Below are 14470 nucleotides of genomic sequence, written 5' to 3' on the forward strand. Positions count from 1 at the left end.
ACCCCCTGTGGTGATGTTTTGTACCGATCATCAGCATAGGGAAATCAAGGGATATGTCAATGGGATATACATCTAGAATAAATGAGTTACAGCATTACGGATTGAATCTGATGGAGTTTCTCTTTTCTGGATAAATCCAATAAATCATGCTTTAAATTCGTTTTCCGAGTTTAAACACTAATTAAGAGAATTATGGAACTTGCTCAGATTTCTAGTTAATTCTATAATTTTGGGTATTAACTCGCTTTATTTGATAGGTTCTCACAATATGTTGGATTTAGGCTTCAGCAAACCGAGTGAAATCGTCAAGCGATTATGCGAACGCCTGCGCACGGAGCGGTTGGCGCAGCAGATGACTCAAGCGGATGTGGCTGGCCGCGCTGGCATCGGCACCAATACCGTTTCCAACCTGGAGGCAGGGCGCAATGTCGGGTTCGAGAACGTGATCCGCGTGGCGATGGTTCTTGGCAGAACCAAGGAACTCGAAGGTCTGTTCCTGCCTAAGTTAGAAAGCCTCGAAGATATTCGCCGCTACGAAAACAGTGCCAATCGTCACCGTAGTAAGAGGAAACCCAACAATGGTTGAGCAAGTGAGTGTGTACTACGAAGGTTGGGGTGAACGATGGCTCTGGGGCACGCTGATGTCTACGACAGCCCTCACCGGCCGCCCGCAGATTATGTTTGAGTACAGCAATGAGGCAAGGCAAAGGGGCTTGGAGCTATCGTCCTACACCCTGCCGCTAGAAGGAACTCAGTTGCGCCGAGGCTTCCCGTCCCACCAGTTGGGCCTGCCAGGGCCGGTCTATGACTCGTTGCCTGACGGTTGGGGCATGCTATTGATGGACCGATTGTTCCGGCGCCGCGGGCTCACCACTGCACGCATCGGCCCCTTGGAACGGCTGACTTACATTGGCAGCAATGCTATGGGTGCTCTGTCGTTCGAGCCTGTGGTACCCGAGGGGCAGGAATCGCAAGTGCATATCCCACTCGACCTGCTTGCCGCCGAAGTGCAGGAGGTGCTCCATGGTAACGATGGGGCATTCCTACAGCGTTTGTTGCAGGTGGGGGGCTCGCCTCAAGGTGCCAGACCAAAGGCTTTGATCTATCGCGATCCTCAAACCGGAAAATTTACAACCGCTGCCACACCGGGCTTCGAAGCCTGGCTGGTCAAGTTCCCGGCCAAAGAGGAACATGCAGAAGTGTGCGCTATCGAAATGGTCTATGCCGAATGTTTGCGTATGTGTGGCATCCAAACCCCGGACACGCAATATTTCAGTCTGCCAAAAGGAATGGCAGCGTTCGCCAGTAAACGCTTTGACCGCCAAAACGATCTACGCGTCCCCATGCAAAGCCTCGCTGCTTTTACCGGTGCCGACTACCAGGTTTCGGGAGTTTTGGACTACGTTAACTTCCTGCGTGCGACGCAGATGTGCACCAACGACGTGCGCGAGAAGGCATTAGCCTTCGAACGCGCCGTGTTCAATGTCGCGTTCAACAATCGGGACGATCACCCCAAGAACTTCGCCTACCTCATGTCACCAACCGGCGAGTGGAAGCTGGCACCAGCTTACGACGTGACTTTCTGCGAGGGGCCCTCTGGGTACCACCAGATGGACGTGATGGGTGAGGCATTGGCGATCGGCAGCTCAGCGATGCTCCAACTTGCTGAAGAGGCCGAGGTTTCAGCGGAGGCCGCAAACCGCATCATTGACCGCACTTGCGATGTCGCAGGTCAGTTTGCCACGATCGCCGATAACCGGCTTCCACAGGTTATCACCCGAGACACTCTGCACATGATCCAAGGCCGCATCGATCAAAACCTTGCTCTGCTGCGCTAGGGTTACACCGGTTGCAGAAACAAAAAAGCCCGCAATTATGCGGACTTAAACGGGGGGTTGTACGTAGTTGTGCCAGACGTTAACTCACTCCCACTCGATAGTTGAAAGTTCATGCAACAAATTGATTTTTAATCAGTTTAAACTAACTAAAAATATTAATACCGTCAAATCTACCATAGCAGGAAAAAACCACTTCGTGGCAACGACTCTCTCCCGATTTTACCCCTACTGAATGATGTTCAGTGAGTTGCCTGGGCAACCAGCTTAACCCCAAGAGCAGCACAGACACGGTTAATAGTGTCGAATCGCGGATGGGCATCCGGGCGCAATGCTTTGTAGAGCGCTTCACGGGAAATCCCGGATGCGTTGGCAATGTCGCTCATTCCACGGGCACGGGCAATTGTACCGAGAGCCTGGGCCAATGCAGCGGGGTCATTTTCTTCCATCACAATGGTCAGGTATTCGGCAAGTGCCTCGGGGCTGTCCAGGTATTCCGTAACATCGAATTCGGGCAGGTTGGAAATTTTCATGGTTCACTCCTTAAGGGTTGCAGCAAGGGCAATGGCTTCAGCGATGTCTTTCGACTGCGAGGATTTATCTCCACCGCCCAGCATCACAATCAATACGGTTCCACGCTGGATATAGTACATACGCCATCCAGCACCAAAGTGTTCACGCATTTCCCATACTCCTTCACCGACAGGCTTACAGTCGCCAAGGTTCCCGAACTGGGCCTTTTCGATGCGTCGCGCAAGGCGACGCTTGGTCATACCGTCCTTGATGCTGGACAACCATTCGGTGAATTTGTGAGTGGTTTTTATCGTATACATAGGAATCATTGTAATCGAACGATTACAAAATATCAAAAAAATTGTATTTGGGAGATTCTAAGTGATGCCTCAACGCTGGGTCGTGGAGCGTTCATTTGCCTGGATTAAGAAATGTCTACAATTCTGGAAAACTGCGAATGAAAACTCAACACCACCTTGCAATTCACTTAGCTTTCCAAAAGATCGTGAACAGGTTCAAACGCGAGCCAGGCTGTGTCCCTCAATTACATATCCGTCGTAAAAATAGCCGGGTACTTACCCATTGTCAGCGTTTCACGACGCTCATTGATTTTGTAGTCGTACCTGAAAGTGATGAGGCCCGACTTAGAAACGGTGACATGCCCGTCACGATCAGCCACTTTGTAGACCTTATCGCCTGGTTTCAAAGATCTCAGTTTCGTTTCAGTCAGCATACTGTTTCCCTTCTGATAGCCCGTTATATTTTTACCGTTGCGCTGAACGGTAAAAATCAAGAGAATAGCATGGAACTCAGCAGCCTTCAGAAAACAAAAAAAGCCAGTCAATCAATTGATTCAACTGGCTTTTTAAGGCATTAATGGCCTTCAGAAGACGCTAAAGACTTATTCCCACTCAATCGTCGCTGGCGGCTTACCGCTGATATCATAAACCACGCGGGAAATGCCGTTCACTTCGTTGATGATGCGGTTGGACACGCGGCCGAGGAACTCGTACGGCAAGTGCGCCCAGTGCGCGGTCATAAAGTCGATGGTTTCTACCGCACGCAGTGAAACGACCCAATCGTATTTACGGCCATCGCCCATCACGCCGACGGAACGCACCGGCAGGAACACGGTGAACGCCTGGCTGACCTTGTTGTACAAATCCGCTTTGTGCAGCTCTTCGATGAAGATCGCATCGGCACGGCGCAGCAGGTCGCAGTACTCTTTCTTCACTTCGCCCAGCACGCGCACGCCCAAACCGGGCCCTGGGAACGGATGACGATACAGCATGTCGTACGGCAGGCCCAGTTCCAAACCGATCTTGCGCACTTCGTCTTTGAACAACTCTTTCAGCGGTTCAACTAGGCCCAGCTTCATCTCTTTCGGCAGGCCACCCACGTTGTGATGCGATTTAATCACGTGTGCTTTGCCAGTAGCAGAAGCGGCGGATTCGATCACGTCCGGGTAGATAGTGCCCTGCGCCAGCCATTTCACTTCGCTTTGCTTGCAGGCTTCTTCGTCGAATACTTCGACAAATACGCGGCCAATGATTTTACGCTTGGCTTCTGGCTCATCAACCCCCGCCAGCGCGCTCAGGAAGCGGTTCTCTGCCGCAACGTGCACAATGTTCAGGCCGAAGTGATCGCCGAACATTTCCAGCACCTGACCGGCTTCGTTCAGGCGCAGCAGGCCGTTGTCGACAAACACGCAGGTCAGGCGTTTGCCGATCGCGCGGTGCAACAGCATCGCGGTAACGGATGAATCCACGCCGCCGGACAGGCCGAGGATCACGTGATCTTCACCTATCTGCTCACGCAGCCGCTCAATGGCGTCTTCGATGATGGTGGCTGGCGTCCACAGGGCCTCACAGCCACAAATGTCCAACACGAAGCGCTCCAGCATGCGCTGGCCCTGGCGGGTATGCGTCACTTCCGGGTGGAACTGCACGCCATAGAAGCGTTTTTCTTCGTTAGCCATAATGGCGAACGGGCAGGTATCGGTGCTGGCTACGGTCACGAAATCGGCCGGGATGGCGGTCACTTTGTCACCGTGGCTCATCCACACATCCAGTAGCGGTTTGCCCGCCGGGCTGACGGCGTCTTCAATGTCGCGCACCAGCGCGCTTTTGGTGGTGATTTCTACCTGCGCATAGCCGAACTCACGCTCGTTGGAGCCTTGAACCTGGCCACCCAACTGCATCGCCATGGTCTGCATGCCGTAGCACACGCCCAATACCGGTACACCGGCGGTGAAGACGTATTCTGGCGCGCGCGGGCTGTTGTGCTCGGTGGTGCTTTCCGGGCCACCGGAAAGAATAATGCCGCTTGGGTTGAATTCGCGGATCTGCTCTTCGCTGACGTCCCAGGCCCACAGTTCGCAGTAAACGCCGATCTCACGCACGCGGCGGGCAACCAGTTGGGTATATTGCGAACCAAAGTCCAGAATGAGGATGCGATGCTTATGAATATTTTTTGACATGTGAGGCAAATTCCAGCAACAAAGAAAAAATGCAAAAAAATGTATTTGGGGTGAAGGATTTCCCCTCACCCACTCCTCTCCCTAGGGAGAGAACAAAACATTAGCCCATACGGTAGTTTGGTGACTCTTTAGTAATGGTCACGTCATGCACGTGGCTTTCTTGAATACCGGCACTGCTGATACGCACAAATTCAGCCTTGGTACGCAGTTCATCAATGGTGCCGCAACCGGTCAAGCCCATGCAGGAGCGCAGGCCACCCATCTGCTGGTGCACGATGGCTTTCAGCATGCCTTTGTAAGCCACGCGGCCTTCAATACCTTCAGGCACCAGTTTATCAGCGGCGTTATCGGTCTGGAAGTAACGGTCTGAAGAGCCTTTGGACATCGCGCCCAGAGAACCCATGCCGCGGTAAGATTTGAACGAACGGCCCTGATACAGCTCAATTTCGCCCGGAGATTCTTCCGTACCGGCCAGCATCGAACCCACCATTACGCAGGATGCGCCAGCAGCAATCGCTTTGGCGATATCACCCGAGAAGCGGATGCCACCATCGGCGATCACCGGGATCCCGGTGCCTTCCAGCGCTTCTACTGCATCGGCAATCGCGGTGATCTGCGGCACGCCAACGCCGGTCACGATACGGGTGGTACAGATAGAACCTGGGCCAATCCCCACTTTCACCGCGCTGACACCGGCTTCCACCAAGGCTTTGGCACCCGATGCAGTAGCAACGTTGCCGCCAAGGATTTGCAGATCCGGGTATTTGGCACGGGTTTCACGAATGCGCTGTAACACACCTTCGGAATGGCCGTGCGAAGAGTCAATCAGCAGCACGTCAACACCGGCAGCCACCAGCGCATCAACACGTTCTTCATTACCGGCCCCGGCCCCTACCGCCGCGCCAACACGCAGGCGACCGTGTTCGTCTTTACAGGCGTTAGGTTTACGTTCGGCTTTCTGGAAGTCTTTTACGGTGATCATGCCGATCAGATGGAAGTTATCATCCACCACCAGCGCTTTCTCAACGCGTTTTTCGTGCATTTTTTGCAGCACAACTTCACGCGCTTCGCCTTCCTTGACGGTAACCAAGCGCTCTTTCGGCGTCATCACCGCAGTGACCGGCTGGTTCAGATCGGTGACAAAACGCACGTCACGACCGGTAATGATCCCCACCAGTTCGTTGTCTTCGGCCACTACCGGGTAACCGGCAAAACCGTTACGGGCGGTCAGTTCTTTGACTTCGGCCAGCGTGGTGCAAGGCGTAACGGTTTGTGGATCCGTGACCACGCCGCTTTCATGTTTCTTCACCCGGCGAACTTCTTCCGCCTGGCGCTCGATAGACATGTTTTTGTGAATGAAGCCCAGGCCGCCTTCCTGCGCCAGCGCAATCGCCAGGCCGGATTCGGTGACGGTATCCATGGCTGCGGACAGCATAGGGATATTCAGGCGGATAGATTTGGTCAGTTGGGTGCCAAGATCTGCGGTATTAGGCAGAACTGTGGAGTGGGCTGGAACCAGGAGAACGTCGTCAAACGTTAGAGCTTCTTTAGCGATACGTAGCATGGGCAATATCTCACCAAGGTGGATGCGGAAAGGATAAAATATTGCCGTGGCATTCTACAGGGCGTAATCGATTGCCTCCAGCACTTTCTCACAAAAACTCTTGATTACTTGTTACGGCGCTGTAGTATCGACCAATTAAGTGCTTGTTTTGAAATTTGATCTGGGTCACATGTCGCTACCTACTTCACCGTCCATTTTTACCGTAAGCCGCCTGAATCAGACGGTCCGACAGCTGTTGGAAATGGAAATGGGGCAGATTTGGCTCTCTGCCGAGATCTCCAACTTCTCCCAACCCTCTTCCGGCCACTGGTATTTCACGCTGAAAGACGATCGTGCGCAGGTGCGTTGTGCGATGTTCCGCAACAGCAACCGCCGCACCACCTTCCGCCCGCAAAATGGCCAGCAGGTTTTGGTACGCGCCAGCATCACGCTGTATGAACCACGTGGCGACTATCAGCTGATTGCCGAAAGCATGCAACCCGCCGGTGATGGCCTGCTGCAACAGCAATTCGAACAGTTGAAGCAGCGTCTGGCCGCCGAAGGGTTGTTCGATCAGCAGTTCAAGCAACCGCTCCCTAGCCCTGCCCAATGCGTCGGTGTGATCACTTCCGCCAGCGGTGCGGCGCTGCATGACATTCTGCAAGTATTGCAACGGCGCGATCCTTCCCTGCCGATCGTGATTTATCCTACTTCTGTGCAGGGTGCAGAAGCGCCGTTGCAGATCGTGCGCGCCATCGAAACCGCCAACCGCCGTGATGAGTGTGATGTGCTGATCGTCGGCCGTGGCGGGGGTTCGCTAGAAGACTTGTGGAGCTTTAACGACGAACGCGTGGCGCGGGCGATTTTCGCCAGCCATATTCCGATCGTCAGCGCCATCGGCCATGAAACCGACGTTACCATCGCCGATTTCGTTGCCGATCTGCGCGCGCCGACGCCTTCCGCTGCCGCCGAGCTGATCAGCCGCAACCAGCTTGAGCTGTTGCGCCAATTACAGTCGCAGCAGCAGCGGCTGGAAATGGCGATGGATTATTATCTGGCGCAGCGGCAACAGCAGTTCACCCGTATCAACCACCGTCTGCAACAGCAGCATCCACACTTGCGCCTGGCGCGGCAGCAAACGCTGTTGTTCAAGCTACAACGCCGCCTGGAAGAGGGAATGCAGCAGCAATTGCGGCTCTCCTCACGCCGCAGTGAACGCATTCAGCAACGTTTGGGTCAAGTTCAGCCAATGGGCCGGATCCACCGTTTGCAGCAGCGCCTGCAACAGCAAGAATACCGCTTGCAACAAGGGCTGGAACGGCAGCTCAACGGCTATCGCCAGCGTTTTGGCGTGGCTTGCAGTCAGTTGGAAGCCGTCAGCCCATTAGCCACTCTGGCGCGCGGTTATAGCGTGACACAAACGCCGCGCGGCGAACTGTTGAAAACCACCAAGCAGGCGCAGATCGGGGAAATGCTGAAGACCCGCCTGCAAGATGGCTGGGTGGAAAGCGAAGTAAAAACCATCACCGTGGCGAAAAAAGCGCGCAAGCAGCGTGCGGCGGAGTAGTGGCTTTGATCTTGCGGTAGTAAAACTGGGCTGTATCCCGCTCTTTTGCCGGATACAGCCACAATATGAAAGAGAATGTCGTAGTCGGCAGTATTCAAATCGAAAGCAAAAAATTATCCCCAAGAGCAATATAAAGTAAGCCCTTGGGGATCGGTTCAATGGCGGCCAAGTTCGTCAGGCCTTTGGCATCATATTTAACTCAACGCATAACTATTACAGCACAACCCATTCACCCATAGCTCGCGGGTTTCACCGGCGGGTAGCGTGATATCCAGCGTTTTCCAGGCCGGTTTAAAGTGCCCTTCGGTAGTGATAGTCAGCTCAATACGCGCGTTATCGCTCACCGCCTGCCAGAGTAACCACAGCGCGTTATCCTGCTGCCAACCATAGCTTTCACCATCATCTTCAAACAACAGCCCGGCAGATCGCCCACAGCCTTTGGTGGGGAATAATTGCAATTCACGGCGATCGTCTGCGGCGATATCCACATGGCCCAAGCGTTGCGACAGCGGCAACGCAGCACCGGCACGCACCAGCAGTGGTAAACGTTCCAACGGAGCATCCAACACAATAGTCTGGCCGCCGCTGTACCACTGGCCGCTGTAGAAGCAGTACCAGCCATCGCCGTTGTCCGGCAGATAAACCTCACGCTGACGCTGCCCCTGCTCTACCACGCTGGCCACCAGCAAGTCGCGGCCAATCAGGAAGTCATCGGTTTCGCGCCAGGTTCGTTCATCATGCTCGTGATCGAGGAAGGTTGGCCGCAGCATCGGTTCATCATCGGTGCTCGCCAGCCATAGCAAGGTGTAGAAGTAAGGCATCAGGCGATAACGCAGGTTGATCGCTTCGCGGATCATCGGCGTGGCGGCCGGATACATCCAAGGTTCGTTGACGGTCGCGTCATCATTCCATGAATGGATGGTAAAACGCGGATGCATCACGCCATTCTGTACCCAGCGCACAAACAGCTCGGCATCTGGTTTATCACCGGAAAAACCGCCGACGTCATGCCCGACGTTAAACAACCCCGAAAGACTCATGCCCAATCCCATACGGGTGTTGTAGCGCAGGGTCTGCCAACTGGTGCGGTTATCACCGCTCCAGGTTTGCACATAGCGCTGCATACCTGCACAGCCGGAACGGGAGATCAGGTAAGGGCGCAAATGCGGCGCAAAACGTTGCTGGGCCTCCAGCGAGGCGCGCATCATCAGCAACGGCATCACCGGGCGGATATGCTTGATGGCGATCGGCTGACCAAAACCGTGGCAACGCGCTTCGCCGTCCCAGACTTCATATTCGTTGTTGTCATTCCAGGTGGCATCAATGCCCATAGCCAGCAGTTGCTCGGTAACGCCCTGTTGCCACCAGCGCACCGTGGCCGGGTTGGTGAAATCGAGGTGCGAACCCTCATCATCCCAGAAACTTGAGCGCTCCGGGCTGTTGCTCTCGGAATCACGGATAAACAACCCCTGCTCTGCCACCTGCTGATACTGTGGGTGATCCTGCAACAGGCAAGGCTTGATATTCGCCGCCAGCTTCAGCCCGGCATCGTGAAAGGCTTTACTGAGCTGTTTAGGCTGCGGCACTTTGTCGTAGTTCCAGTTGAACACGTAGCGTTTATTGCCAATCGAGGTGTAACCGGAAGAGAGCTGGAACGAATCACAGGGAATATCGTGTTGCCTGCACAGTTGGATAAACTGCTGCAACTGCTGCTGGGCGTCCGGTGCATCGGTGTAATGCATGGTGGAACCGCTGTAGCCCAGGCTCCATTTCGGCCCGAAGTGCGTTTTACCCGTCAGGCGGACAAACGCCTTGGTGACATCCAACACTTTTGGCCCGAGGAACAGATAATAATCCAGATCCCCCGCCTCGGCCTGATAACGGCGGTAGGCCAGATGGTAGTTGTCGATCTCATTGCCGAGATCCAACCAGCAACTGCTCAAATTATCGTAAAACAGCCCAAAGCTGACGTCTGCCCGGCGCGTAATGGTAAACGGAATATGCTTGTAGAGCGGATCGGTACTGGCGGCGTTGTAGCCCATCGCATCCAGATTACGCATCTCAAAACGGCGGCCGCTGCGTTCCAGATCGCCAGTCTTTTCCCCCAAGCCATAGTAACGCTCGCTGGCAAAGCGGCGCTGATAATGCGCCACCCCGTCGCCATGCGCATTGAGCAGATAAGCACTGGTGGGGCGATCCGCCGCCAGCGGCTGCCATTCACCCTCTGCGCTACAGTATTCCCACTCCAGCCACAGCGGTTGATGCACCGTTACCCGCAGTTGCGGGGTGCTCAGCGTCAAACTTTCCCCATGGCGTTGCAATTGATAACCGGGCAGGCCAAAACCGGCCACGCTGAGGCGATCCCGTCCTTCCCACGGAACATCCCCTTCCGGGGCAATACTCCAGGTGCGGTTCAACGCCAACTCACCATTACGTTTAATCAGCACACGGAACAGTGAGTTTTCCAAGACGTAGAGGCGGAACAGGTGCCGCTCATCCACCAGCAACTCAATGTGATCGGCGTATTGCCCCGCCAATGTCCAATTCTTTAACGTTTTCATAGATATCCAGCTTAAACAGTAGGTGATGATTTCTTACCGCGTTCAGCGATCAGGCCAATCAGGAACATGGCACCGATCAAATCGAAGAAGCCCATGGCGACGAACAGCGGGTTGAAGCCAACGGTGTCGGAAACCGCACCGATCAGCAGCGTAAACAGGAAGCTGGCGATCCAGGCGCTGGAACCGCGCATGCCGTTAACCGTCGCCATCTGGTTTTTATCGAACGATTCCACCACCAGTGCGCTCAACATGCAGGAGATCACCTGGTGACCAAAGCCGCCAACGGAGATCAAAGCGATAGCGATATAGGGATCTTTAGTGATCGCCACAAACGCCAGCGATACCATCATGAACGCCCCGGTGACCGAACTTGCCACCACCGAGTTCACCCGTGAACAGCCAAACCATTTGCGATACAGCGTGGTGAGATAACCACTGGCAACGCTACCGATATCTGCCGCCAGAAACGGCAACCAGGCAAACATGGCGATCTGCTTGAGATCCATGCCGCGTTCAGTAGCCAGATAGAGGGGAACCCAGAAGCTGAATACCGCCCAGGCCGGTTCAGCCAGAAACGCCGGGATAGCGATACCGTAGAATTTTTTGTTTCTGCACAGGATCGCCAGCGATTTGAAGAACGGCAGCTTTGGTAGCACCGGTTCGTTATCTTCATGAATCAAATCAAATTCTTTCTGGCTCAGATTCGGGTGATCTTTAGGTGAATGGTAAAACACCCACCACAGAACCACCCACACCAGCGCCAATGCGCCGGAGAACAAGAACGCCCCTTGCCAGCCAAAGGAAACGTGAGCAATGACGATGATCGGCGGGGCCAGCATCGCACCGATGGAGAAACCGACACCCGCCCAACCGGCGGCAATCGGCCGTTCCTTTTTCGGGAACCAGTCGGAAATCGCTTTGGCGTTGCCCGGTGTGGCGGCCGCTTCCGCTCCCCCCATGAAGAAACGCAGGATCGCCAGTTGCAGCCAAGTGCCTGCCCCGGCGTGCATCATACAAACCACTGCCCAGATACTGGCGCAGATCAGGAAGCCCATTTTCAGGCCGATAACGTCAATCAGCCAGCCGCAGATCGGCTGAAATACGGTATAAGCTAGCTGGAACGAGGCTACCACCCAGGAATATTGCTCAGTGGTCATGTTGAGGCTGGTTTTCAGTTCCGGCGCCAGAATCCCCAGTGAGTTACGGGTAATGTAGTTAACCGTCACCCCCAACAGGAATAGCGCCAGCATCCACCAGCGCAACGATTTAAATTTACGGGCGCTGCTGCGCGCAGCAGTTTGTTCGATTTCTACGCTCATCTCGAATCTCCGTGGTGACGATGCACCTTTTTGGTAGAGCACATTTTGCTATCGGAAGTGTTAACAGCGAACTCTTGTGATAACACTCACAAATACAACGTCGCCATTATGACAACCCTATGATTTAATTTGTTTTACTTGTAATCCAGCCCAATAAATTGGCCTGATAAATCGATAAAATTGGTGTGCCAAAGCAGACTAACCAGTGAAGCGAGGGAGCGAAATGACGTTTTTTGCAAAAATTTTCATCGATAAGTTAAAATATCGCCATAATGGCAGACGGAAGCTGCTCACAAGCCAGAAAATACGGTGAAAATATTCTCACAGGCGAATTTGAAGGAGATCACAGAATGAACGGAAAGCTGAAAATACAGGAAATTGCCCGCCAAACCGGCCTTTCTATCAGTACCGTTTCCCGCGTGTTGGCAGGGAAAGCCAATACCAGCCAAGCAGCACGGCAACGGGTGTTGGAGTGCGCACAGCAGAACGGCATTCTGCAAGGCCTTTCCAGCGGTAGGCTGATGCTGAACAATGTGATGGTGTTTGCACCACAGCGCGCCTTCGACGTGCGTACCGATATCTTCTATTACAAGGTGATTCAGGGGATCACTGCCGCTCTGGCACAGCATGAAGTGCGGATCCGTTACTGCGGGCTGGAAGAAACCCACAGTGACAGCGCACTGTTTATGGAAAAAATGAGCGATCCGCAAACCGAAGCGGCGCTGATCATCGGTATTGATGACGAGCATATCCATACGCTGGCGGCCGATCTGAATAAACCCTGCGTGCTGATTAACTGTACGGATCGCCAGATGCGGCTGGACAGCGTTTCACCCGATCACCAACTGATTGGTGAATATTCCGCCAATTATCTGTTCCAGCAAGGCCATAGCCGCATCCTCAACCTGCAATGCCTGCGCCGTAACACTATGGAGCTGCGTCTGGCGGGCATCCGGCAGGCCTATGTGCGGCATAATATTCCCTTCGACGATGGTCAGCACCTGATCACCACCTCCGGTTTTGGCAGCCAAGAGGCCGAGCAGGCACTCACCACCTTTATCAACAGCATTGACGATAGGGCACGCTTGCCCAGCGCCATCCTGATCGGCGGCGACTATATGGCCGTTGGCGCAGTAAACGCCCTGAAGAAACTGCAACTTAGCGTGCCGGGGGATATTTCGGTGATGAGCACCGACGGTTTTAATCTGGCGGAAATTCACGATGTGCCACTCACCTCGGTGCACGTACCGCGCGATGAGTTGGGGATGGAAGCCATTGGGTTATTGCAGCGCCGTATGCTGCGGCCGGACGCGCCGCCGTGCAATATGCTGCTGTGCGGGCGGTTGGTGGTGCGGGCTTCGGTTAAGCGCATCAGCCCTAATAAAGTGACACCGGCGGTAAGCACTCACGATCACCGCCTTTATGATGTGTAAGCCTGGTGCTATGAAAGCGGTTGATAACTGAACTTGACGCGCTTTTTAGAGATCAGTCCGTGACCATGTTGGCACAGATAATCCACCGCGCCGCAGGCTTTCAACTCCTGCAATGGTTGCCCGCAGTCGGGGCACTCAGCAAGCTGCCGGTAGTTACTGTTGCAGGTATCACAGTGATAGTGACCATTCACCCAGCTCATCGGCTGAGCACAATCAGGGCAAGGTGCGTCCATCTTTCTTTCCCTCAGGTTAAATCACGCCCCACGAGCGCAGGAGATAAATCCCCAACGCAGTGGTAAAAAATGAGCCCACGGTGGTGATGGCAATAATATTGGCAGCCAACGTGGCATTGCCGCCCATCGCGCGGGTCATAACATAGCTGCCCGATGCCGTCGGCGTCGCCGAGAACAGGAAGATGATCCCCAGCGCAGCACCGTGGAAACCAAATAGCCATCCCCCCAACGTCATCAGCATCGGCACCAGAAACAGCTTAGCGGATGACGCTAGCGCCGCGACGTTGGACGAGCGGAACATGGCGCGTAAATCGAGGCTGGCACCGGTACACAGCAGCGCCAACGGCAGCGAAAGCCCGGAGATATAGCTGCCGGTCTGTTTGAACACCTGCGGGATACCCAACCCGGTTTGCGCATAGGCCAAGCCACTCAGCAAGCCGATAATCAGCGGATTGGTAACAATACTGCGCAGCAACGACAGGCGCTTGATCTTCTTGCCCTGCCCGCCCTGTAGGCTACGCGTCAGGGTAATCACCGACAACACATTAAACAGGATCACCGTGACGGTCAGATACAACGAGCCGATGGCCACGCCCTCCTCCCCGTAGGCGGTCATCGCATAGGCCAGGCCAACGATCGCGGTGTTGGCACGAAAGCCACCCTGCACAAACACACCGCGCTCTCGGGGTTCTTTCACCAACCACTTGGCCGCTATTTCCAGCAATAAGAAGGTAACCAGAGTGCCCAACGCGCCATAAATCACCAGCGGAAAGTTATCCCGCAGTTGCGGATGATTGGTAGCAATGCTGAAAAACAACAGGCAGGGCAGAGCCAGGTTGAACACCAGCTTGCTGGCACCATCGATAAAACGATCGTCCATCAGCCGCGTGTGACGCAGCACGATCCCCAACAGCATCATCAGCAGATTCGGGACGGTGACGTTGAATGCAAAACTCCAGGTTTCCCAGGACATGAGGTTCCTTCGCT

Annotated in this window: 12 protein-coding genes and 2 pseudogenes; 5 read left to right on the plus strand and 9 right to left on the minus strand. The window is 54.4% G+C overall.

Going from position 1 to position 14470, the window contains the following annotated elements; translation table 11 throughout:
* Window positions 1-268 precede the first annotated feature (268 nt).
* Together ACX9GT_RS18380 and ACX9GT_RS18385 are read left to right on the plus strand one after the other, a co-directional pair.
* Window positions 269-586, plus strand: a complete 318-nt coding sequence (locus ACX9GT_RS18380; RefSeq protein ID WP_473188113.1) for a helix-turn-helix domain-containing protein — start codon at window positions 269-271, stop codon at window positions 584-586.
* The gene (locus tag ACX9GT_RS18385; RefSeq protein WP_473188114.1) at window positions 579-1838 is read left to right on the plus strand and encodes a type II toxin-antitoxin system HipA family toxin; all 1260 of its coding nucleotides are present in this window, start codon (window positions 579-581) and stop codon (window positions 1836-1838) included. Before ACX9GT_RS18380 ends, ACX9GT_RS18385 begins: the two co-directional genes overlap by 8 nt.
* Before the next feature lie 239 nt (window positions 1839-2077).
* Here the strand turns inward: ACX9GT_RS18385 and ACX9GT_RS18390 are convergent, their stop codons facing one another.
* Complete coding sequence (locus tag ACX9GT_RS18390) at window positions 2078-2368, minus strand: addiction module antidote protein (protein WP_431225399.1); 291 nt, start codon at window positions 2366-2368, stop codon at window positions 2078-2080.
* Between the two features lie 3 nt (window positions 2369-2371).
* A complete protein-coding gene (locus ACX9GT_RS18395; protein ID WP_473188115.1) occupies window positions 2372-2668 on the minus strand; it encodes a type II toxin-antitoxin system RelE/ParE family toxin in 297 nt (98 codons plus the stop codon).
* Between the two features lie 61 nt (window positions 2669-2729).
* Here ACX9GT_RS18395 and ACX9GT_RS18400 point away from each other — a divergent pair.
* Window positions 2730-2839 (plus strand): annotated as a pseudogene (locus tag ACX9GT_RS18400) (IS5/IS1182 family transposase); the annotation flags it as partial.
* An 80-nt stretch (window positions 2840-2919) separates the two neighbouring features.
* On the opposite strand, the pseudogene ACX9GT_RS18405 reads toward ACX9GT_RS18400, so the two are convergent.
* The 3 genes and pseudogenes from ACX9GT_RS18405 to guaB all read right to left on the minus strand — a co-directional run.
* Window positions 2920-3081: pseudogene (locus ACX9GT_RS18405) on the minus strand (Arm DNA-binding domain-containing protein); the annotation flags it as partial.
* Window positions 3082-3249: 168 nt separating this feature from the next.
* Window positions 3250-4827 (minus strand): glutamine-hydrolyzing GMP synthase, encoded by a 1578-nt coding sequence (gene guaA, locus ACX9GT_RS18410; RefSeq protein ID WP_473188116.1) that lies wholly within the window; start codon window positions 4825-4827, stop codon window positions 3250-3252.
* A 100-nt stretch (window positions 4828-4927) separates the two neighbouring features.
* Window positions 4928-6391, minus strand: a complete 1464-nt coding sequence (guaB, locus tag ACX9GT_RS18415; protein ID WP_473188117.1) for an IMP dehydrogenase — start codon at window positions 6389-6391, stop codon at window positions 4928-4930.
* Between the two features lie 169 nt (window positions 6392-6560).
* Between guaB and xseA the strand changes: the two genes are divergently transcribed.
* Entirely contained in the window at window positions 6561-7937 is a 1377-nt protein-coding gene (gene xseA / locus ACX9GT_RS18420) for an exodeoxyribonuclease VII large subunit (protein ID WP_473188118.1), read from the plus strand.
* A gap of 194 nt (window positions 7938-8131) precedes the next feature.
* On the opposite strand, the gene ACX9GT_RS18425 is transcribed toward xseA, so the two are convergent.
* Window positions 8132-10498, minus strand: a complete 2367-nt coding sequence (locus ACX9GT_RS18425) for a glycoside hydrolase family 31 protein (RefSeq protein ID WP_473188119.1) — start codon at window positions 10496-10498, stop codon at window positions 8132-8134.
* An 11-nt stretch (window positions 10499-10509) separates the two neighbouring features.
* Window positions 10510-11817: an MFS transporter gene (locus ACX9GT_RS18430; protein WP_473188120.1), complete on the minus strand. Its 1308-nt coding sequence runs from the start codon at window positions 11815-11817 to the stop codon at window positions 10510-10512.
* Window positions 11818-12167: 350 nt separating this feature from the next.
* Between ACX9GT_RS18430 and ACX9GT_RS18435 the strand changes: the two genes are divergently transcribed.
* On the plus strand, window positions 12168-13250 hold the full coding sequence (locus ACX9GT_RS18435; RefSeq protein WP_473188121.1) for a LacI family DNA-binding transcriptional regulator: 1083 nt from the start codon (window positions 12168-12170) through the stop codon (window positions 13248-13250).
* Window positions 13251-13258: 8 nt separating this feature from the next.
* Here the strand turns inward: ACX9GT_RS18435 and ACX9GT_RS18440 are convergent, their stop codons facing one another.
* Window positions 13259-13483 (minus strand): zinc ribbon domain-containing protein, encoded by a 225-nt coding sequence (locus tag ACX9GT_RS18440; protein WP_473188122.1) that lies wholly within the window; start codon window positions 13481-13483, stop codon window positions 13259-13261.
* A gap of 16 nt (window positions 13484-13499) precedes the next feature.
* The gene (locus ACX9GT_RS18445) at window positions 13500-14456 is read right to left on the minus strand and encodes an AEC family transporter (RefSeq protein ID WP_473188123.1); all 957 of its coding nucleotides are present in this window, start codon (window positions 14454-14456) and stop codon (window positions 13500-13502) included.
* Window positions 14457-14470 lie beyond the last annotated feature (14 nt).

This window comes from Serratia sp. YWN4, from assembly GCF_055790845.1.

Excerpts from the sequence above, each read along its gene's own strand:
- ACX9GT_RS18445 (WP_473188123.1), bottom strand. The coding sequence starts at position 14,456 with ATGTCCTGGGAAACCTGGAGTTTTGCATTCAACGTCACCGTCCCGAAT.
- guaA (WP_473188116.1), bottom strand. The coding sequence starts at position 4,827 with ATGTCAAAAAATATTCATAAGCATCGCATCCTCATTCTGGACTTTGGT.
- guaB (WP_473188117.1), bottom strand. The coding sequence starts at position 6,391 with ATGCTACGTATCGCTAAAGAAGCTCTAACGTTTGACGACGTTCTCCTG.
- ACX9GT_RS18430 (WP_473188120.1), bottom strand. The coding sequence starts at position 11,817 with ATGAGCGTAGAAATCGAACAAACTGCTGCGCGCAGCAGCGCCCGTAAA.
- ACX9GT_RS18425 (WP_473188119.1), bottom strand. The coding sequence starts at position 10,498 with ATGAAAACGTTAAAGAATTGGACATTGGCGGGGCAATACGCCGATCAC.
- xseA (WP_473188118.1), top strand. The coding sequence starts at position 6,561 with ATGTCGCTACCTACTTCACCGTCCATTTTTACCGTAAGCCGCCTGAAT.
- ACX9GT_RS18440 (WP_473188122.1), bottom strand. The coding sequence starts at position 13,483 with ATGGACGCACCTTGCCCTGATTGTGCTCAGCCGATGAGCTGGGTGAAT.
- ACX9GT_RS18435 (WP_473188121.1), top strand. The coding sequence starts at position 12,168 with ATGAACGGAAAGCTGAAAATACAGGAAATTGCCCGCCAAACCGGCCTT.
- ACX9GT_RS18385 (WP_473188114.1), top strand. The coding sequence starts at position 579 with ATGGTTGAGCAAGTGAGTGTGTACTACGAAGGTTGGGGTGAACGATGG.
- ACX9GT_RS18390 (WP_431225399.1), bottom strand. The coding sequence starts at position 2,368 with ATGAAAATTTCCAACCTGCCCGAATTCGATGTTACGGAATACCTGGAC.
- ACX9GT_RS18380 (WP_473188113.1), top strand. The coding sequence starts at position 269 with ATGTTGGATTTAGGCTTCAGCAAACCGAGTGAAATCGTCAAGCGATTA.
- ACX9GT_RS18395 (WP_473188115.1), bottom strand. The coding sequence starts at position 2,668 with ATGTATACGATAAAAACCACTCACAAATTCACCGAATGGTTGTCCAGC.